The organism is Leucobacter sp. HNU (assembly GCF_047946755.1).
GTDB lineage: Bacteria > Actinomycetota > Actinomycetes > Actinomycetales > Microbacteriaceae > Leucobacter.
On record NZ_CP178837.1, the window covers coordinates 2,728,388 to 2,747,114 of the forward strand.

Below are 18,727 nucleotides of genomic sequence, written 5' to 3' on the forward strand. Positions count from 1 at the left end.
CTCGCGCGCGCGTCAGCCCAGGCGGATCGACTCGACCAGCGCCACGAGCGCCGGACGGTAGGACGCGAGGTCCCGCTTCGCCTGCTTCGCGTCGGGCTCCGACAGCTCCACGCCCAGCAGCACCGCGCGGCGATCGTCGCCGACCGCGGCGCTCACGCGCGTGGCGGAGTCGAGATGCGCGACCGCGAGCTTCGAGGCGAGCGTCTCGGTGCGGATCTTGTCCGCTCCCGACCCTGACTCCGACCCCGCTCCGGCATCCGCCCCCAGCTCGGCGGCGAGCACCTCGGCGGGCTTGCCGCTCGGCGCGGGCGAGATGCGAACGGTGAGGCCGTGATCCGGCGACACGAGCCGCACTTCGTCGCTGCCCGCACCGGTCACCTCCCAGCCCGCACCCGGCACGATCGTCGCCGCCTTCGGGTCGCCGATCGCCACGGGTCGCGTGCCGTCGACGGCTTCGGCGGCGCCCGGGGTGCCGATCCCGGGCAGCAGCACCAGCAGCAGCAGTCCGACCGTGAGGAGGCTGCTGAGGATCCCGGCCGCGATCATCGTCCGGCGTCGGCGCGCGAGCATCACCTCGCGCGGATTCGTCTGCACCGTACTCATCGCGACGACACCCTTCCGGCGGGCACCTTGCCGTCGAACAGCTGGCTCACGGTCGCGAGCGTGAAGCCGCGGTCGCGCAGCCCGTCGATCACGCGCCCCGCGGTCTTGACCGAATCGACGTGCGTATCGTGGAACAGCACGATCCCCCCGGGTTCCAGCACGGGCACCGATCGCTGCACGAGCGCATCGGGGCCGGGCTCCCGCCAGTCGTTCGTGTCGACGCTCCACAGGATCGCGGGCCAGCCGACGGCTCGCAGCACCTTCTCGTTCACGGCGCCGTAGGGCGGCCGGTACATGGTGACCTCCCTGCCGCTCAGCTTTCCGATGATCGCTGCGGCGTCCTTCACCTGCGCCGACGCGGCGGCGAGGCTCAGCGTGGTGAGGTCGGGGTGGGTCATGGTGTGGCTGGCGAGCTCCTGGCCCTCGGCGGCAGCGCGGCGCACGAGGTCGGGGCTGCCGCTCGCCGCGTTGCCGAGCATGAAGAAGGTGGCGAGCGCCTGCTTGCTCTTCAGGGTGTCGAGCAGTTCGCCGGTGTGCTTCGAAGGGCCGTCGTCGTAGGTGACCGCGACGCAGGGGACCAGGGTGCAGTCGACGGGCGCCGTCCAGCTGCCGGCGGGCATCCCGACGAAGGGCTGGTCGGCGGCAGCGAGACGCTGCTGCTCCGAGGGGGCGGCCCAGCTCTCCGCGGTCTTCGCGGGGACGTGCACGGAGGTCTGATCCTTCGTGGCGTCCGTGCCGAGACCCGCGAGTTCGGGGGCGGCGACCCCGGGACCGAAGGTGACGTCGAGGCCGCCGTCATCGGCGGTCTCGGCGCCCTCGAGCGCGGCCGCCGCGAGCGCGAGCTGCGCCTTGCCCGGTGCGGCGACGGGGGCGTTCGACAGGCCGCCGTGCCGGGTGCGCAGCGCACTGACGGTGTCGCGCCAGAGCTCGGCGGGGGCCTCCTCGCGCCAGCGCGTGGCGTCGTCGGAGACCTCGCCGGTCTGCACGTTGGCGTAGAGCGTGGTGGTGCGATCCGCGACGACCTTCGCCGGGGCGTCGGCGGGTTTCACGCCCTGCTTCGGCGTCTCGGCGGTGCCGGTGACGGTGCGGAACCGCACGCCGACGTAGGGGCCGAAGGCGCCGAGCAGGCTGCAGGTGATCGCGGTGCCGGATCCGCCCGCGGGTCCGGTGGCCTTGTCGAGCAGCAGTTCAGCCGGGGTGCGCTCGGTGGATCCGTCGACGCAGCCGCGTGCACCGAGGCCGGCCCCGACGGGGAACGCCTGCGGCGCGTAGGGCTTGCCCGCCGCCTTGATCGCCGTCCACAGCAGTTCGCTGACACGCTCGTTGAACTTCGGCACCCCGGGCAGATAGACGTAGCGCGCCTGGATCGGCAGGGAGTCGTTGCGGATCCGCCCGCTGACGATCCCGATCTTCGCCGGGTCGGGAATCGCGGCGCCGACGGTATTGGCATTCTTGGTGCGCGGGGAGTTCTTATCGGTTTTGCCGGCGCCCGCGCTCTTCTGCCCTGAGCTCTTCGCCGTGGCGAGCAGCGAGACGCCGCCGGGGCCCTGGGCGACGGGCGGCTTCCAGCCGGCGTCGGGCTCCCGCGCGCAGGCGGCGGTGCCGGCGATCAGGGCGGTCGCGAGTGCGAGCGCGACTCCGCGCCGCTGCCAGGTTGTTGCCACTCCGCGCCCTCCGCCGTGCTGTCGGCGGGCTCGCCGCGACCGAATTCTCCTATTTCCGGCAGATTAGCAATTCCCCGACGGTTTCCAGCATCTAGAACCCTGGAATTCTCCGAATGTTTCCGACTCGTGATCGTTCGCGGTCAGTGCGGCGAGAGGGCGACGGGAATGCGTCGCGCGGGGCTTCGGGGTCGAGAGCTCGCGGTGCGCGAGGCCTCGGGTTCGCGGGGCGCGGGGCCGCGGTGACCCGGTGCCCCGGCCTCGCGGGGCCGCGGTCACGCGGTCGCGAGCGATGCCGGGGTCGCGGAGGTGCGGTAGCCGATCTCGGCGCCGGTGAACCCGGCGGCCTCGAGCGTGCGCCGCGCGTCGACGCCGGTGGCGTCGACCGCGGTCTGCACCAGTGCCGCGTCGAGCCTCGCGGCGGCGGTCCGAGCCCAGTCCAGCATGGCCCTGGCGTGGGCCTCGGCCGCCGCACCGGACGCGACGCGGAAGGCGCTCAGGTGCAGGCGCGATGCGCCGCGACGGGAGAAACCGGGGATCAGGGTCAGCTGCATCATGGCGACCACGGCGAAATCTGCGTCTTCGGCGACGACGAGTTCGTTGCCGGGATCGAGCAGGATCCGGGTGAACCCGACGAGATAGGGGTGCTCGGCCGCCGCGTCCCGGCGGATCCGCCCCGACGCGGGCGGGGCATCGTCGAAGCGGTTCGCCGCGACCGGGTCGGAGGCGAGCAGCCGCCGCATCGCGGTCAGGTCGTCGGGCTGCGCACGGCGGACGGTGAGGGCCCCGGCCGCGCTGTCGAGGCGGGCGGGATACAGCAGTCGGTGCAGCACGGCCCCATCGTGGCACGGCGCCGCGGACGGATCCGCTCGCGCGGCGAATCTGTCACCCGCGGGGATCACCCGCCGAGTCGGCTCGCGGGGTCGGCCGCGAGCTCGGCCGTCGGCGCGTCCGCCGGGTCACCCCGGCTCGGCGCCCACCGGGGCCGGATCCAGCAGCCGGTGCGCGTGATCGAAGTGGGTGCGCAGGCTGCGGAGCATCGTCGCGGTGTCGCCGCGTTCGGCGGCGCGCGCGTACTCGGTCGCGGCCGGGTGGTGGAACCCGGAGGTCGCCAGCGCGGAGGCGGCCTGGAGCAGGTGAGCGGCGAGCTGGCTCGCGAAGCGGCGCAGGTAGGCGTTCTCGCTGCGTTCGACCGCGCCCGTGTAGAGGTCGAGGAACGCGGCGATCCCGCTCGCATCCGCAGCGCCGGGGACGCGCGGACCGGTGCCCGGGGCATCGGGGCGCCCGGGACGGCTGCGCGGCGGCGCGATCCGCACCGCTGTCTCGACGACCGCTCGGAGCGCGTGCAGCGCGTGCGCGGTGCGCTCGGGGGTGACGGGGTGCACGGTGGTGCCGACGCGGGGCCGCACGATCACGAGACCTTCGTGCTCGAGGGCCTGCAGCGCGGTACGGATGGACGCCGCGGGGTAGCCGTAGAGCTCGGCGACCCGGCCCTCGCTGAGGTCGCTGCCGGGGGCGAGCGCGCCCGTGACGATCTCGCGGCGGAGGTGGTCGCGCACGAGCTCCTTCTGGGAGGGCTTCGGCTGCGCGCGTCTCGGCTGCGCGCTGCGGGGAGCTGACGTGCGGGGCAACGGCGGGTCCTTCTGCGGGAGCGGGACGGGTTCGGGGCGGGTCGGGGCCGGGTCCGGGTCTGGGCCGATCCCGTGCGGGTTCGGGGCGGGCACAGCGCGGATACGCCTGCGGCCCGTGCGCACCGGAGGAGGAAGGCGCACGAGCCGCAGGCGGGAGTGGAGGGTGGTGGGTGACGTCGCCCGCCCTCCGGCGGGAGCCGGTCCGGGTGACGAGCCCGGACCGGTGCGCGGCCTAGGCCGCTGCCTTCGCCTGCTGGCGGCGGCGGATCAGGAGGCCGACGCCCGCGGCTCCGGCGAGCATGAGGCCCGCGAGGGATCCGGCGGTCATGGGGGTGTCGCCGCCCTCGGTCGCGACGACGAACTCGACCTCGGCGCTGCCGCCGTGGTTGTCGGTCACGGTGATCTTCTGCTCGCCGTTCTCGAGCTCGGGCAGGGTGATGGCCCAGTCGCCGTTCTCGTCGGCGACGCCCTCGCCGATCACGGTGCCGTTCTGGTCGGTGACGGTGATGGTCGCGCCCGGCTCGGCGGTGCCCGACACGGTCGGGGTCTTCTCGTTCACGGTCGGCTTCGCGCCGTTCTCGGGGGCGGGGCTCGTCACGACGAGCTCGGCGAAGTCGGCCGCCTGGTCGACGGTGAAGTCGACGGTCTGCGAACCGCCGTGGGAATCGGTCACGGTGATCTCGTGCGAGCCGTTCGGCAGGGTGCCGATACCGGTCGACCAGTTGCCGTGCTCGTCGGCGGTCGCGGTGCCGATCTCGGCGCCGTTCGAGTCGGTGATGGTGATAGTCGCGCCCGGCTCGGCGGTGCCCGACACGATCGGGTTGGCGGTGTCGACCACGGCGCCCGAGGTGGGGCCCGTCACGTTGAGCTCGGCGATCACCCGGACCTCGAAGGATCCTTCGGCGGTCGACTTCACGCCGTTGACGTCCTGCTCGGCGACGATAGTGTGCGGGCCGTTCGAGAGGTCCTGCGCGGGAGTCAGCGACCAGGTGCCGTCGGTGCCGACCGTCGTGGTACCGAGGACCGTGCCGCCCTCCGTGACGGTGATGGTTGCGCCAGGCTGGCCGGTGCCGGTGATGGTGGGGCGCATGTCGTTCATGGTGCCACTGGGCCCGCTTACGGTGACTTTTACATACGTCTTCAGCACCGAAAGGATGGCACCCTCTGCCCCGCCGTGGCTACTCGCGGCGGAAATATAGACCTGATCTGCAGTCAGGGCATTCAGGTACCGGCCGGTGCCTACTAGCCTCAACGTATATGGATACCTTTCGATAACGCTAGGAGACTGCGGACTAATTCCCCCTTTGGCGAACTCGAATTGCTGACTCGCCGAGCCATTACAGGTGAGCATCTTTGCTACGCCAGCGCTGTCCGTGAGGCACTTTCCGCCCACGATAACCGGCCCAACACTTCCGAGCGCCGGAAATTCTCCTGTCAGCGATGACGCCACCGCACTCTCAAGGGAAGAGTGGGGTACCCATCCGACCGAACCGTTTCCCTTCACCGTCCATTGCATAGTTAGACCGCCGTCAGATACCCAAGGCCCAATCAGACGTCCACTGTTTTCCGCCGCACTCGCCGGCGCCGCCGTCGCCGCGTCCGCCGCCACGAGGCCGCCGATCGCGAGCGCGCCCGCCATGCCGAACGCCGCGAGCCTGCCCGCCGCCTTGCCAATCTTTCGCATTCATCCGCTCCTTCACTCGGCCGGTCGGGCCCCGGTTGGGCCGACCCTGGTTGAATGATTAGAAGATTAACATGTTAGCTGTCAGCGGTACAAGGTTGGATGTTCTCCGCCGTCGCCCCTCCACGTCAGTCCGCCAGAAATTCCCAGGTCAAGCCGACTTTTGTGCTATCAGGATTCGTTCAACTTCGCGCCCCCGAAACGCCGATTCAGGCGCCCAACCTCGCGATCTCGCGCTCCGTGCCCGGCGCATCGGGCCTCGCTGCGTCTGCTGAGGACCGCCTCCGCCCAGCGGTCGATCCCTCACGCCCCGCGCCTCGAAACCCGGAGCCGACTCCGTCGAGAGTGCAGTTGTGCATGGAACACGCGGGTATTCCATGCACAACTGCACTCTCGACCGCGCGAGCGGGGCTCCCCGTATTCGGCCATCACCTCGCTCGGGATATTCGGCACCCTGCGCGCTCACCTTGGCCGAGCACGCACCGCCGAGCACCGCCGCCGAGCGCGCACGGCCGAGCGCGCACGGCCGAACGCACACCGACAATTGCTGAGACCGGCCCGGCATCCGCCGCATGCCGCCCAGGATCAGCCGCCCGGCACCGGCCACGCGGGATCCCGCACCGGGTCACCGCGCCGCTGCGCCGTGCGAGGCGGGCAACGTCCCACACAGACCCCCGGCCCCACGCAACTCCGCCCCGCCCGGCGCAGACCCCGGCTACTTCGCGGGCGTCTCCCACCGCGCCGGGGTCCATTCGACGCCCGGCACGGGCATGCGATACAGCTCGGCGAAGGAGCGATCCGCCAGCATCAGGTCCGCCGTCTCGAACGCGTCACGCATCCGGGTCCAGCCCGAGCGCAGCAACTCCCCGTTCGGGATCCGCAGTTCCGAGGCGATCCGGATCCGGAACACGAGCGACGGCACCGCCCCGCGCGCGATCCCCGCGACGACGCGGTTGGGGCAGTGCCCGAGCAGGAACTCGAAGAAGTGCACTCCCGCGGCCTCGATGTACCCGCGCCGATCCCTCCGCTGCACCGCGGCCAGGCACCCGTCGATGAGCGCGACGCCCTCCGCGCGTTCAGCGGCCGAGAGCGCGGGCAGGGTCAACCGGAGCACCCCGCCGACGACGGCTCCGTACGCCTGCGCGTCCTGCTCCACCTGCTCGGGATCGGGGCTCACCACCGACGTGCTGCTCTGCGCCTGGATCTCGACGAAGCCCTCGGAGGCGAGCAGGTTCAGCGCCTCGCGAATGGGCGAGCGGGAGATGCCGAGCCACTGCGTGAGCGCATTGTCGTCGAGCTTCTCGCCCGGTGCGAAGGTGCCGTCGAGGATCGCGGCCTGGATCGCGTCGTGCGCCTCGTCCTTGAGCAGGCGGCGCTTCACGACCGGTCGTCGCGTGGTCGGTGCCGGCATTCCGCCTCCTCTGACATGTTACAGGAATAGCATAGGCCTATTCGGCCGTGCCCGGTCTCCCCAACGCCCCCGGCCCCGGCAGCGCCCCGGCGGGCGAACCGCCGCGCCCGTCGCGCCGCGCCCGGCGCACCGCCTCGGCACCGAGCAGCGCGAGCGTGTTCGGAACGAGCCCGATGAGCCCCGAGTCGAGACTGCCGATGGGGATCCCGGCGAAGGTGATCACGACGACCGTGAGGGACCCCGCCAGGATGCCCGCGCCGACCGCACCCGCCCCGATCCGGACCCGGTCGAGCAGGGCGATCGCGATCGCCGGGGCGAACTGCGTCGTGCACCCGTAGGTGAGCAGCAGCAGCGCCCCGATGTCGGAGCGCACGAGCCCGAACAGCAGCGCGGCGAGCACCACCGCGAGGATCGTCGCGGCGTTCACGGCGCCGAGGCGTTTCGTCGGCACCTTCGGCAGCAGGTTCCGCGTCACGAGCGTGGAGATCCCGAGGAGGATCCCGCCGGCGGGCACCATCGCGGCCGCCGCCCCGCCCACCGCGATCACCCCCACGAGCCACTCGGGAAGCAGCAGCGCGCTCGTGCGCAGCAGCACCGCGTTGCCGGCCTCGCCCGGGCCGAGCAGCACCGCTCCGGCGAAGCCCACCGTGATCGGGACGAGCAGGAGCAGCAGGTACACCGGCTGCCACATCGCCGTGCGCCGCAGCGCCCCGCCGTCCTTCGCACCGAACACCATCGGCCAGAAATGCGGCAGCGTGCAGAACCCCGAGCCGATCGAGGTGACCACGGTCGCGCTGAGGAAGAACACCGGATCGATGTCCCCGCCGCGCATGGTCAGCAGCGCGGGCGCCTCGCGCGCCACGCGGGAGAACACCTCCGGGATCCCGCCGAAGCCGATCGCGAGGCCCGCCACGATCACCGCCATGGCGACCACCATCAGCGCGTCCTTCACCACCGCCACCCGGGCCACCCCGCGCAGCCCGGCCCAGATCACGAACAGCGCCACCAGCGCGCTCGCGACCACCATGCTCAGCCCCCGTGCGCCCGTGCTGCCCGTCGCGAGCTCGACCACGAGCCCGAGCCCGGTGATCTGCAATTGCAGGTACGGGATCAGCGCCAGCGCGCCGACCGCGGCCACCAGGCGGCCGAGCCAGGGAGCCCGGTAGCGCGCCGCGAAGAAGTCCGCGACGGTGAGCGCGCCCGCCTCGAGCCCCAGCTCGCGGATCCGGGGCGCCGCGAAGTAGAAGATGAGGTACGAGATGGTGAGGTACGCGATCGCGAACATCGCCCCCACCCCGCCCCCGTAGGCGAGCCCCGCCAGCCCGAGGAAGGTGAAGGTCGTGAGGCCCTCGCCGGCCAGCAGGAACCACGACACCCACGCGGAGTTGCGCCGCCCGCCCACCGCCCAGCGCGCGAAGCTCCGCTGCCGCCCCGCGGTGACCCCGATCGCTCCCAGCGCGACGATGCCCGCGATCACCAGTGCCGAGACCGTCACGGCTCGCCCGCCGCCCGCTCGGATTCGGCCGCTTCGCGGGCATCCGCCTCGTGCCCGCCCGACCTGACGTACCGGGCCTCGACGAGGTGCAGCGCCGCGGCGGAGAGGACCGACATCGCCGCGGTCCACAGCAGCGCGGCCGGAATCCCGGCCAGCAGCGTCGGCGTCGTCACGAACGGCAGGAACGGCGTCGCGAGGAACCCCAGGATCGGCACCGCAACGATCGCCGCGCGTCCCGGCGTGAACAGCCTCGGTCGCCCCATCGCCACTCCTCCCCGAGCCGGTCGCGACGTCCTGCTCCACCAGTGCGGAGCACGACCGCGCTGAAATTCTAGACAGCGGCAGCGCGGGATCGACCGCGGGTGACACGAGCGCACCCGATCTGTCACCCGGAGCGGTCGCCGAAGAGCGGTGCGGGGCGGATCAGCGAGCCTCGAGCGAGTCGAGCTTGCGCCACGCGAGGGTCGCGAGCGCTGCCGCCTGATCCCCCAGGACCGCATCGTCGAAGATCACCCGCGGCGAGTGGTTGAACTCGGCGCGGGCGTGGTCCGAGCCCGCCGGGCTCGTGGCGAGCATCAGGAACGTGCCGGGCACCTCGTCGAGCACGTACGAGAAGTCCTCCGATCCCATGCTCGGCGTCGGCATGCGCTGCACTCGGGCCTCGCCGAACGCCTCGCCCAGCCAGGCCAGCGCCTCCTCCGTGGCGTCGGGATCGTTCAGCGTCACCGGATACTGCTCGTCGAACACCGCATCCGCCGTGAGCCCGTGCGCCGCCGCGATGTGCTCGGCGAGCCGCGGCGCCTCCTCCGCCACCCGCTGCCGCGACGCCGCCGACAGGGTGCGCACCGTCGCATGCAGCGTCGCCGTCTCGGGGATCACGTTCACGGCGTCGCTGCCCTCCAGCTGCGTCACCGACAGCACGATCGGGTCGAACACGTCGAAGCGCCGGGTCGCGAAGGTCTGCAGCGCGAGCATGATCTCGGCCGCGACCGGCACCGGATCCAGCACCTGGTGCGGCTGCGAGCCGTGTCCGCCGCGGCCCCGCACCGTGATCGTCAGCTCGTTCGAGCCCGACGCCGCCGCGCCGGAACGGGTCGCGAACACGCCGAACGGGCCGGGCGCCACGTGGATCGCGTAGGCCGCGACCGGCATGCGGCCCGACGCCTCGAGCAGTCCTTCTTCGAGCATGATCTTCGCGCCGCCGTGCCCCTCCTCGCCGGGCTGGAACATGAAGACCACGTCGCCGGCGAGCCGGTCCCGATGCGCGGCGAGCAGGCGGGCGGCCCCCACGAGGCCGGCGGTGTGCAGGTCGTGCCCGCACGCGTGCATGTTCCCGGTGTCCGACGCGAAGTCGAGCCCGGTCTCCTCGACCACCGGCAGCGCGTCCATGTCGCCGCGCAGCAGCACCGTCGGGCCGGGGCGGCCGCCGCGCAGCACCGCGACGACCGAGCTCAACCGCTCGCCGAGCGCGATCTCGAGCCCCAGCGGCTCCAGCGCGCGCAGCACGCGTCGCTGCGACTCGGGCAGGTGCAGCCCCAGTTCCGGATCGCGGTGCAGCTCACGGCGCAGGGCCTGCAGCTCGGGCAGGATCGCGGTCGCCTCGGCGGCGAAATCGGGAATGGACATGGCGGCTCCTTCGAGAGACGCAGCGCGCCCGTGCGGGGCGCCGCGTGCGGGCTACTGATCGGTGGTGGGTTTCGGGCGGGAGTCGGGCTCGGCGTCCGCGTGCTCGACGCTCGCGCGCGTCGCCGGGGTCTCGCGCGGCACGAGGAGCAGTGCGACGAAGCACACGACGAACGCCGCACCGCAGCAGACCCAGATGCCGGAGTAGCCGCCGATCCGGACGACGCCGGAGCCCTCGGCGATCGACGCACCCAGTATCGCCGCGAAGATCGCCCCGGCGAGCGCCCCGCCGAGGGTGCGCAGCGAGTTGTAGACCCCCGCGGCGATCCCCGTGGATCCGGACGGCGCCAACTCGGCGAGCAGCGCGGGCAGCGCGCCCAGCAGCAGCCCGTAGCCGAGGCCCTGCACGACCGCGGCGAGCAGGTAGCCGCCGAACGATCCGTGCAGGGGGAGCACCAGGAGGTTCCCGGCCCCCGCGAGCGCCGCGCCCGCGAGCAGCACCGTGCGGATCCCGATGCGCGCCGTCAGCACGCTGAACATCGCGGCCCCGACCGTCGAGAGGATCGTGATCGCGCCGATCACGAGCGCGATGGTGCCGGCCGTGGCGTCGAAGCCGTACCCCTCGCGGGCCGGGCTGGACCCCATGAACGTGGCGATCTGCGCCTGCCCGCCGAACGTCACCATCCCGAAGCAGAGCCCCGCGAGATAGATCGGTCCCATGCGCCGGGACGCGACCAGTCGCACGTCGACCGCGGGCGACGGGGTGCGCAGCTCCCACAGCACCCAGCCGACGAACACGACGACCGCGACCAGCAGCGGGATCAGCGCGGCCGGAGCGAAGAAACCGGCATCGCCCGCGCCCCGCAGCCCGACGAGCGCCGCGATCATGAACACCGCGATCCCCGCGAACCCGACGAAGTCGATCTTCGTCGCGGTGCGCCCCGGAGATTCGGGGACGAGCCGGAACACCACGAGCATCGAGACGAGCACCAGTGCCACGGGTACGAGCATCGTCAGCGTGAGGTCGGGCGAGAACACCGAGATGCCGCCCGCCGTGAAGGTGCCGAGGATCGCGCCGCCCATGAGGAACGTGACCAGCAGGCCGATCGCCCGGCGCGCCGAGTGCCCCGAGATGCGACCGTGCACGAGCGCGATCTCGAGCGGCAGCCACACCGAGAGCGGCCCGACGAGCACACGGCCGATCAGCACGAGCGGGTAGCTGGGCACGAGCGCCGTGACGAGCGTGCCGACCAGCACCGACACCACCGCGATGCGCAGCAGACGGCGGTGCCCGAAGAGGTCGCCCAGCTTCGACAGCAGCGGCACGCACACGGCAGCCGCGAGGCTCTGCACCGTGAGGAACCAGGTGATGTCGGCGTCGGTCACCGCCAGGTGCGCGGCGAGGTCCTTGAGCAGCGGCGGGTAGAAGCCCTGCGTGAATCCGCTCGCGAGTTCGCAGAAGACGAGGAAGCCCACGACCCGGCGGGCGACGGCACCGGTGATGGGCGGATCTGGCGCCGGTGATGCGTTCACGGTGGATCGGTCCTCCCGCTCTGCGCGTCGCGCACGCGCGCCTGCTGATCTGCGGGCCGCCAGCCGCCGGCGTCGTCTTCGCCGCCCGGACCGGGGCCCTCCCGAGAACCTACGGCACGGCGCGCGTCGGCCCTGGCGCCTGTCACCCTCGGCGTCACCCGCCTCCGGCTGTGCGGTGCGGTGCGCGCTGCCTCGGCCCGGTCCCCTGTCGCGTTCAGCAGGAGATTCGTGCTCAGCAGGAGCATCCCGGGGTGATCTCTCCTTCTGAGCGCGAATCTCCTTCGGCAGGGCGAGGCCGGGCCCCGGGTCTGGTCGGGCCGGATCGGGTCAGGCCGAGCCCCGGGCCGGGTCGGGCCGGGGCCAGATGGAGAAACAGGACCGAAAAGCCGATCTCGTGGGCGCACGAAAAAGCGGGCCGGAGGATCCGGCCCGCTTCTGTCGGAGCCGCCTGTCGGATTTGAACCGACGACCTGTTCTTTACGAGGGAACTGCTCTACCCCTGAGCTAAGGCGGCGTGGGCCGAGACTTGCTCAGCACACAGTCGATGATCCTATCACGGAGCGAGGCGCCGATACCAACCGCGCCGGGTGGGACAGGTCCGGCGGCTCCGGTAGACGAGCCCGTCGAGCGGAGTGGCGGAGCTCGCCGAACCGGGCGGAGCTCATCGAGTGGCGCCAAAGCAGGCATAACCAGCGCGGTAGCCGCGGTTTGACGCCACTCGGAGGGGGTCGCAGGCGCCAACGCGACGCAACGGGGCGGGAGCGAGGCACACGGTTCGGCGCATCTCCGCCCCCGTACCGGGCCGGGCCCGGCCTGGCGCAACCCAGGCCTGCCCAAGCTCAGGCCCGACTCAGTCATACCCGGCCCCTCCGGAACCCGCGCCGCAGCCCAGCGTCCGGCGTCACCGCCCAGCATCCAACGCCCGGCGTCACAGCCCCGCGTTCAGGAGCACCGCAGCCCAGGGCTCAAGAGCACCGCGGGTCGCTCGACGGCACCCTGCCGCGCAGCAGATAGTCGTCGACCGTGCGCGTGATACACGCGTTGCCCGTGCCGTAGGCGGTGTGCCCCTCGCCGGTGAAGGTGACGAGCGTCCCGCTCTCGAGCTGCTTCGCGAGCGACTGCGCCCACCGGTAGGGCGTCGCCGGATCGCCCGTGGTGCCGACGACCATGATCGGCGCCGCCCCGGCCGCGCGCACCGCGCTGCGGTCCCCGACGGGCTCGAACGGCCACCCGCCGCACGAGACCCCGCTGTAGCCCTGGTACTTGCCGATGGTGGGCGCGGCGGCGGCGAGTTCGGCGGCCTCGCGGCGCATGGTCGCCGGGTCCTGGTCGCGCGGGTAGTCGAGGCAGTTGATCGCCGAGAACGCGTCGGACGAGTTGCTCTGGTACTTGCCGTCGACGCGGTCGTTGTAGAAGTCGGCGAGTTGCAGCGCGACCGTCGCGTCGCCCTGGGGCACCTGGGTGAACAGGTCGTTCAAGTAGGGCCAGGACTCCTGCGAGTACAGCGGCGTGATGATCGCCGTGATGAGCGTGCCGACCGTCACCCAGCGCCCGTCGGCCCCCTTGAGCGGCTTCTCGTCGACCTGTTGCAGCACCCGCCCGATCTGGCGCATGCCCGCGTCGACGCCGCCCGTGAAGGGGCAGCCGCGCGTACCGAGGCAGTCCGAGACGTAGGCGCGCAGCGACGCCTCGAAGCCGAGGGTCTGGGCGTACACCACCTCCGCGAGGCTCGCGGTCGGGTCCATGGCGCCGTCGAGCACCAGGCGCCCCACCTTCTCGGGATAGCGATCGGCGTAGCGGGCGCCGATGTACGTGCCGTAGGAGTACCCGAGGTAGTTGAGCTTCGGGTCGCCGACGATGGCGCGGAGCATGTCGAGGTCCTGAATGGTGGATCCCGTGTCGACGTGCCCGAGCAGGGCCCCGGTGCGCTTCTGGCAGGCCTCGCCGTATTTGCGCACCTCGGCGTTCGCGGCAGCGATCCATTCGTCGCTGCCCTCGGGCAGGTCGGCCTCGGGGTCGAGGCCGTACAGGCGCTCGTCGGTCTCGCGATCGGTGAGGCAGCGGACGGGCGAGGAGGCGCTGACGCCCCGCGGATCCCAGCTCACGATGTCGTACTGCGCCCGCAGCGCGTCGGACGTCGCCCCCTGCAGATTGCCCGTGATCTGGCCGACGCCCGAGGCGCCCGGCCCGCCGGGATTGAGGAACAGGGTGCCGAGCCGGTCGCCGCCCGTGGCGCGGTGCTTGATGAGCCGCAGCGTGATGCGCTCGCCCCCGGGCTTCGCCCAGTCGAGCGGAGCGTACACATCGGCGCACTCGAGCGACTTGCCGCAGCTCTGCCACTTCGGCTGCTGCGCGCCGAACCCCTCGACGGTGCCCGCGGGCTTGGCGGGCAGCGGCAGGCTGCCCGACCGCTGCTCGGGCTGCGCCTGCGTTCCCAGGCCGGGCAGCAGCGAGCAGCCCGCGAGCACGACCGCGCATGCAGCGGCGAGCACGCCGGTGATCGCGCGCCGTGCGCGCCCGTGCCTCACCGCAGGCCCTCGATGTCGACGGCGATGCGCGAGAACAGCGCCTCGAGCACGAGGCCGGGCGTGACGCCCCGGGCCAGTCGATCGCGCGCCTGCTCGATGCCGGCGACGACGCCGAGCGTGCGGGCGACGGGCCAGCGCTCGGCGAGCTCGGCGATGGCGCGCCCGTGCTCGACGTTGATGAGCTCGCTGCCCGAGCCCATGCCGACGAGCAGCACGTCGCGGTAGAGGGAGAGCAGATCGGTGAGGATCCGGTCGATACCGTCGCGGAGGCCGCGGGTGGCCCGGCGCTTCTGGTCTTCTTCGAGCGCGCGCACCTGTGCCCGCAGCTGCGGCGGCACGGCGGCACCGGGTGCGACGCCGAGGTTGCGCAGCGCCTCCTCGCGCTCGCGCTCGTCGAGCGACTCGGTCAACGCCTTGGCGTCGGCGTCGGCGACCTTGAGCAGCGCCGCGGCCGCGGCCATGCCCTCGCCGAGGGTCGAGACGCCGAGCGCGAGTTCGATGGTGCTGGTGCGCCGCGCCAGCGCCTCGGCGTCGGTGGCCAGGCGCCGCGCCATGCCGATGTGGCTCTGCGCGAGCCGCGCCGCGCGTTCCGCCGTCTCGAACGGGATGCCGTCGCGGGCCTGCAGCATCTGCGCGACCTGATCGGGTTGCGGGGTGACGAGGCGCAGGGAGCGCGCGCGGGATCGGATGGTGGGCAGCAGGTCCGCCTCGCTCGGGGCGCAGAGCACCCACACGGTGCGCTCCGGCGGCTCCTCCAGCGCCTTGAGCAGCACGTTGGAGGCGTGCTCGCTCATGCGATCGGCGTCCTCGATGACGATGACCCGGAACCGGCCCTCGCTGGGCGAGTAGTAGGCGGTGGGGATCAGCTTGCGCACGTCTTCGATGGGAATGATGACCCGCTCGGTCGACAGCACCGCCACGTCGGGGTGGGTGCGAGCCGCGACCTGCGCGTAGACGTGGTCGCGGTCGGCGGGGTCGCGCGCGATGAGCGCTGCGGCGAAGCGCAGTGCGAGGTTGGACCGGCCCGAGCCGGGCGGGCCCGTGATCAACCAGGCGTGCGCCGGGACGACCTCGGGAGCCGCGGCGCGTTCGAGCACGCCCACGGCGGCCGGCTGACCCACGATCTCGTCCCAGAACTCCATGCCCATCAGGCTATCGCGGGGTACCGACATCGCGGCCGGGAGAACCCCCTGCGAGCGGCCGACGCGCGACCCGGGGCTCAGACGCCGAGATCCTTCGCGAGGATCACCGCGTGCACGCGGTCCCGCAGCTCGAGCTTCGCGAGGATGCGTCCGACGTGGGTCTTGACCGTCGATTCCGACAGGAACAGTGCTCCGCCGATCTCGGCGTTGTTGCGCCCCTCGGCGATCAGCGCGAACACCTCGCGCTCGCGCTCGGTGAGCACGTCGAGCGCGTCGGCCCGCGCCGCGGGGACGCCTCCGCCCGGCGCGCCCGCCGCGGCTGCCGCTCCGCCCCAGGGGTCCGCCGCGGCGTCGTTCGACATGCGTTCGAGCAGCCGCTTGGTCACGCCCGGCGCCATCACGGCGTCGCCCGAGTGCACACGGCGGATCGCGTCGGCGAGCTCCGTCGGCCGCGCGTCCTTCAGAAGGAACCCGCTCGCCCCCGCCCGTATCGCCGCTGCGGCATATTCGTCGAGGTCGAAGGTGGTGAGCACCAGCACGCGCACGCTCGGGAACTCGCGCACGATCGCCGCGGTCGCCTCGATGCCGTCCATGCCCGCCATGCGCACGTCCATGAGCACGACGTCGCAGGCGCCGCCCGACGCCCGCAGCTCGGTGAGCGCCGCGCGCCCGTCGCCGGCCTCGCCCACCACGGTCATCTCGGGTTCGGCGAGCAGCACCAGACGGAAGCCCGTGCGGATCAGTTCCTGGTCGTCGACCAGCAGGATCCGGATCTCATCGCTCACGGAGCGCTCCCTTCGTTCCCCTCAACCGTATCCCGGTCGAGCGGCTGCGACGCACCCGGCTGCTGGATCACGAGCGGAGCGGTGTGCTGCCCGAGCCCTGCGGGCACCACGGCGCGCACGACCCAGCCGCCGCTGTCGGCGGGGCCCGCCGAGAACTCGCCGCCGAACACGCGGACGCGCTCGGCGATCCCGCGCAGACCGCGACCGCTGCCCACGCCGCCGAGGCCCGGATCCGGAGCCGCGTTGCCCGAGAGCCTCGGGCCGTTGCGCACCTCCACCGAGGTCGCTGCCCGGTCGTGCGCCAGCGTCACGTCGACCGCCGCGCCCCCGGCGTGCCGCAGCGCGTTGGTGAGGCTCTCCTGCACCACCCGGTACACCGCGACCTCCTGGCCGCGGTCGCCCGACGGCGTGCCCTTCTCGGACAGCCGCACCGTGAGCCCCGCGTCCCGGAAGCTCTGCACGAGTTCGGGGATCTCGGCGACGCCCGGCTGGGGCGCTCGGGCCGCCGGTCCGTCGTCCCCTCCTGCAGCGCGCCGAGCAGACGGCGCATCTCGGCGAGCGCCGTACGCCCGGTCTCGGCGCTGCGCCGCATGGCGTCGCTCGCCGCCTCGGGTGCGACCTCCGCGGCTCGCGCCGCGCCCTCCGAGAGCGCGATCATGACCGAGACGGAATGCGCCACGATGTCGTGCATGTCCCGCGCGATCCGCGAGCGCTCCTCCGCCACCGCGAGCCGCGCGAGCTGGTCGCGCTCCCGCGCGAGCTGGTGCGCGCGATCGATGATGGCACGCAGGTAACGGCGCCGATTCCCGAGGTTGATGCCGAGCATGAGCACGGCGAGGATCCCCAGCGACACGATGAGGAACCCGGCCACGGTGTCGGACTCCCGCTTGATGGTGCCCGAGATGAGCATCGGCAGGGCCGTCGGCAGCAGCGCGATCCCGTACGCGGCCCAGCCGGCGCGCACGCTCCGGTAGACCGGCACCGCGTAGAGCAGGAACATGAGCGCGACCACATTCCCCGTGAGCAATATGGTGTCGTCGCCGAAGCAGCAGAGGGCGACCGCGATGGTGCCGAGCAGCGGATAGCGGCGCCGCAGGATCAGCGCGGCGCACACGACCACGGTGCGCACGAGCGAGAGCAGCACCACGAGCGCGACGAGCGGCGGCTCCTCCGGCAGGAACGGGGAACCGGCCATCGAGGAGATCCACGAGAGCAGCGCAAGGCTGCCGTTGCCGAACAGGTAGCTGCCCGCGATGAAGATGTCGACCGCGAGCGGGTGCGCCGCGAGCCAGCGGCGGATCACGCCCGGTTCGCGCGGCAGCTTCAGTTCGGAGGCGGCAGCCCGCGGATCCGTTCCCTGCCGCGCGGGCGGCGGGCTCTGCGGGACGGGCGGGGGTGGGAAGGTCATGCGGCTCCGGGGTGATCGGTGTTGGCACTCAGCCTATGCAGCGTCGCCGCGCGGCGCATCGCACCGCGGTACCGTGCGCATGGTCCCCCGGAGGTGCGACCGAGAGCACGACCCCGAACGCGCGATCCGCCGGACATCGGCATCAGCCCGGCAGGTCGACGACGAGCGCCTCGCCGACCACCGGCTCGAGCGCGCCCGAGCTCAGTTCGGCGATCGCAGCACGCAGCGCGGGCAGCTGATCCTCCGCGGGCAGCAGCCGCACCCGCACCCGCTCGCCGTATTCCGCCGCGCCGATCGCGATCCCCATGCGCCGGGCCTCCGCCTCGAGCTGCGGTGCGAGGTCGTAGCCCGCCTCCACCTCGACGGGCAGGCGGACCGCGCGCGGCACCCGCTCCGCTGCCGCGACCGCCTCCGCCACCGCGGCCCGGTAGGCCCGCGTCAGGCCGCCCGCCCCGAGCAGGACTCCCCCGAAGTAGCGGGTGACCACCGCGACCACATCGCTCAGGCCGGCGGAGACGAGAGCCTCGAGCATGGGGGCCCCGGCCGTGCCGCCCGGCTCGCCGTCGTCGTTCGACCGACGCGTCCGGCCATCGTGGCCGAGCACGAACGCGCTGCAGTGATGCCGAGCCCTCGGATGGGCGGAACGCGCCGCGGCGATGACCTCGCGCGCGGCGTCCTCGTCGCCGACGCGCTCCAGACGGGTGAGGAACCGGGACCGGGAGATCTCGATCTCGACGTCGACGGGCCGCCGTACCGTGTCTCGGATCTCGCTCACCCCTTATTCTCCCGCGTCGTGCACGTCTCCGCGCCCGCGCAGACGATCGATCTCGCGCCGGTCCCGCTTGGTCGGTCGCCCTGCTCCCCGGTCGCGGATCACGGCCGCCGGGCGCTCGACGCGGGGCGGCGCGGGCGGCGTCAGATCTTCGAACAGCAGCGCGGCCTCGGCGGCGCTGCCGCGGCGCAGCGCGAGCCCGACGACCCGGTAGATCTTCTCGAAGCCGTGCAGGCGCACCCGGACCACGTCACCGACCGAGACCTTCTGCGCGGCCTTCGCCGGCTCGTCGTTGACCCGCACGTGCCCGGCCCGGCACGCCGCCGTCGCCTGGCTGCGCGTCTTCGCGAGGCGCACGGCCCAGATCCAGCTGTCGATGCGCACGGACTCCATGCAGCGAGCGTACCGGTGCCCCGGCCGGACACCGGCGGAGACACCGCCGGGAGCAGCTGCG

Annotated in this window: 17 protein-coding genes and 1 tRNA gene; all 18 read right to left on the bottom strand. The window is 72.6% G+C overall.

Features of this window, described 5'->3' with window-relative positions; translation table 11 throughout:
* Positions 1 to 12: 12 nt before the first annotated feature.
* Positions 13 to 603: a hypothetical protein gene (locus AB3K78_RS13355; RefSeq protein WP_416443992.1), complete on the bottom strand. Its 591-nt coding sequence runs from the start codon at positions 601 to 603 to the stop codon at positions 13 to 15.
* Complete coding sequence (locus AB3K78_RS13360) at positions 600 to 2,267, bottom strand: polysaccharide deacetylase family protein (RefSeq protein ID WP_416443994.1); 1,668 nt, start codon at positions 2,265 to 2,267, stop codon at positions 600 to 602. The genes AB3K78_RS13355 and AB3K78_RS13360 overlap by 4 nt, the downstream gene beginning before the upstream one ends.
* Before the next feature lie 272 nt (positions 2,268 to 2,539).
* Positions 2,540 to 3,097 (bottom strand): GNAT family N-acetyltransferase, encoded by a 558-nt coding sequence (locus AB3K78_RS13365; RefSeq protein ID WP_416443995.1) that lies wholly within the window; start codon positions 3,095 to 3,097, stop codon positions 2,540 to 2,542.
* A gap of 126 nt (positions 3,098 to 3,223) precedes the next feature.
* Complete coding sequence (locus AB3K78_RS13370; protein WP_416443997.1) at positions 3,224 to 3,895, bottom strand: GntR family transcriptional regulator; 672 nt, start codon at positions 3,893 to 3,895, stop codon at positions 3,224 to 3,226.
* Between the two features lie 232 nt (positions 3,896 to 4,127).
* A complete protein-coding gene (locus AB3K78_RS13375; protein ID WP_416443999.1) occupies positions 4,128 to 4,994 on the bottom strand; it encodes an Ig-like domain-containing protein in 867 nt (288 codons plus the stop codon).
* 1,297 nt (positions 4,995 to 6,291) lie between these two features.
* Entirely contained in the window at positions 6,292 to 6,987 is a 696-nt protein-coding gene (locus tag AB3K78_RS13380) for a GntR family transcriptional regulator (protein ID WP_416444001.1), read from the bottom strand.
* Positions 6,988 to 7,024: 37 nt separating this feature from the next.
* The gene (locus AB3K78_RS13385; RefSeq protein ID WP_416444003.1) at positions 7,025 to 8,482 is read right to left on the bottom strand and encodes a sodium:solute symporter family protein; all 1,458 of its coding nucleotides are present in this window, start codon (positions 8,480 to 8,482) and stop codon (positions 7,025 to 7,027) included.
* Entirely contained in the window at positions 8,479 to 8,745 is a 267-nt protein-coding gene (locus AB3K78_RS13390; RefSeq protein WP_416444005.1) for a hypothetical protein, read from the bottom strand. The genes AB3K78_RS13385 and AB3K78_RS13390 overlap by 4 nt, the downstream gene beginning before the upstream one ends.
* A gap of 160 nt (positions 8,746 to 8,905) precedes the next feature.
* On the bottom strand, positions 8,906 to 10,108 hold the full coding sequence (locus AB3K78_RS13395) for a M20 metallopeptidase family protein (RefSeq protein ID WP_416444007.1): 1,203 nt from the start codon (positions 10,106 to 10,108) through the stop codon (positions 8,906 to 8,908).
* A gap of 51 nt (positions 10,109 to 10,159) precedes the next feature.
* A complete protein-coding gene (locus tag AB3K78_RS13400) occupies positions 10,160 to 11,638 on the bottom strand; it encodes an MFS transporter (RefSeq protein ID WP_416444009.1) in 1,479 nt (492 codons plus the stop codon).
* A gap of 442 nt (positions 11,639 to 12,080) precedes the next feature.
* A tRNA-Thr gene (locus tag AB3K78_RS13405) sits at positions 12,081 to 12,152 on the bottom strand.
* Positions 12,153 to 12,603: 451 nt separating this feature from the next.
* Positions 12,604 to 14,130, bottom strand: a complete 1,527-nt coding sequence (locus AB3K78_RS13410; RefSeq protein ID WP_416444011.1) for an alpha/beta hydrolase — start codon at positions 14,128 to 14,130, stop codon at positions 12,604 to 12,606.
* 32 nt (positions 14,131 to 14,162) lie between these two features.
* Positions 14,163 to 15,308 (bottom strand): DNA polymerase III subunit delta', encoded by a 1,146-nt coding sequence (locus AB3K78_RS13415; protein ID WP_416444013.1) that lies wholly within the window; start codon positions 15,306 to 15,308, stop codon positions 14,163 to 14,165.
* 77 nt (positions 15,309 to 15,385) lie between these two features.
* The gene (locus AB3K78_RS13420; protein WP_416444015.1) at positions 15,386 to 16,093 is read right to left on the bottom strand and encodes a response regulator transcription factor; all 708 of its coding nucleotides are present in this window, start codon (positions 16,091 to 16,093) and stop codon (positions 15,386 to 15,388) included.
* The gene (locus AB3K78_RS13425; RefSeq protein ID WP_416444017.1) at positions 16,090 to 16,461 is read right to left on the bottom strand and encodes a hypothetical protein; all 372 of its coding nucleotides are present in this window, start codon (positions 16,459 to 16,461) and stop codon (positions 16,090 to 16,092) included. The genes AB3K78_RS13420 and AB3K78_RS13425 overlap by 4 nt, the downstream gene beginning before the upstream one ends.
* Positions 16,401 to 17,501 (bottom strand): sensor histidine kinase, encoded by a 1,101-nt coding sequence (locus AB3K78_RS13430; protein ID WP_416444019.1) that lies wholly within the window; start codon positions 17,499 to 17,501, stop codon positions 16,401 to 16,403. Before AB3K78_RS13430 ends, AB3K78_RS13425 begins: the two co-directional genes overlap by 61 nt.
* 142 nt (positions 17,502 to 17,643) lie before the next feature.
* Positions 17,644 to 18,276, bottom strand: coding sequence for an IMPACT family protein (locus AB3K78_RS13435; RefSeq protein WP_416444021.1), 633 nt, complete (start codon positions 18,274 to 18,276; stop codon positions 17,644 to 17,646).
* Between the two features lie 3 nt (positions 18,277 to 18,279).
* Positions 18,280 to 18,666, bottom strand: a complete 387-nt coding sequence (locus tag AB3K78_RS13440) for an RNA-binding S4 domain-containing protein (protein ID WP_416444023.1) — start codon at positions 18,664 to 18,666, stop codon at positions 18,280 to 18,282.
* Between the last annotated feature and the right edge of the window lie 61 nt (positions 18,667 to 18,727).

What these genes read in the sequence shown, in the direction of transcription:
- AB3K78_RS13355 (WP_416443992.1), bottom strand. Translation starts at nt 603, where the DNA reads ATGAGTACGGTGCAGACGAATCCGCGCGAGGTGATGCTCGCGCGCCGA.
- AB3K78_RS13375 (WP_416443999.1), bottom strand. Translation starts at nt 4,994, where the DNA reads ATGAACGACATGCGCCCCACCATCACCGGCACCGGCCAGCCTGGCGCA.
- AB3K78_RS13380 (WP_416444001.1), bottom strand. Translation starts at nt 6,987, where the DNA reads ATGCCGGCACCGACCACGCGACGACCGGTCGTGAAGCGCCGCCTGCTC.
- AB3K78_RS13390 (WP_416444005.1), bottom strand. Translation starts at nt 8,745, where the DNA reads ATGGGGCGACCGAGGCTGTTCACGCCGGGACGCGCGGCGATCGTTGCG.
- AB3K78_RS13395 (WP_416444007.1), bottom strand. Translation starts at nt 10,108, where the DNA reads ATGTCCATTCCCGATTTCGCCGCCGAGGCGACCGCGATCCTGCCCGAG.
- AB3K78_RS13415 (WP_416444013.1), bottom strand. Translation starts at nt 15,308, where the DNA reads ATGGAGTTCTGGGACGAGATCGTGGGTCAGCCGGCCGCCGTGGGCGTG.
- AB3K78_RS13430 (WP_416444019.1), bottom strand. Translation starts at nt 17,501, where the DNA reads ATGACCTTCCCACCCCCGCCCGTCCCGCAGAGCCCGCCGCCCGCGCGG.
- AB3K78_RS13440 (WP_416444023.1), bottom strand. Translation starts at nt 18,666, where the DNA reads ATGGAGTCCGTGCGCATCGACAGCTGGATCTGGGCCGTGCGCCTCGCG.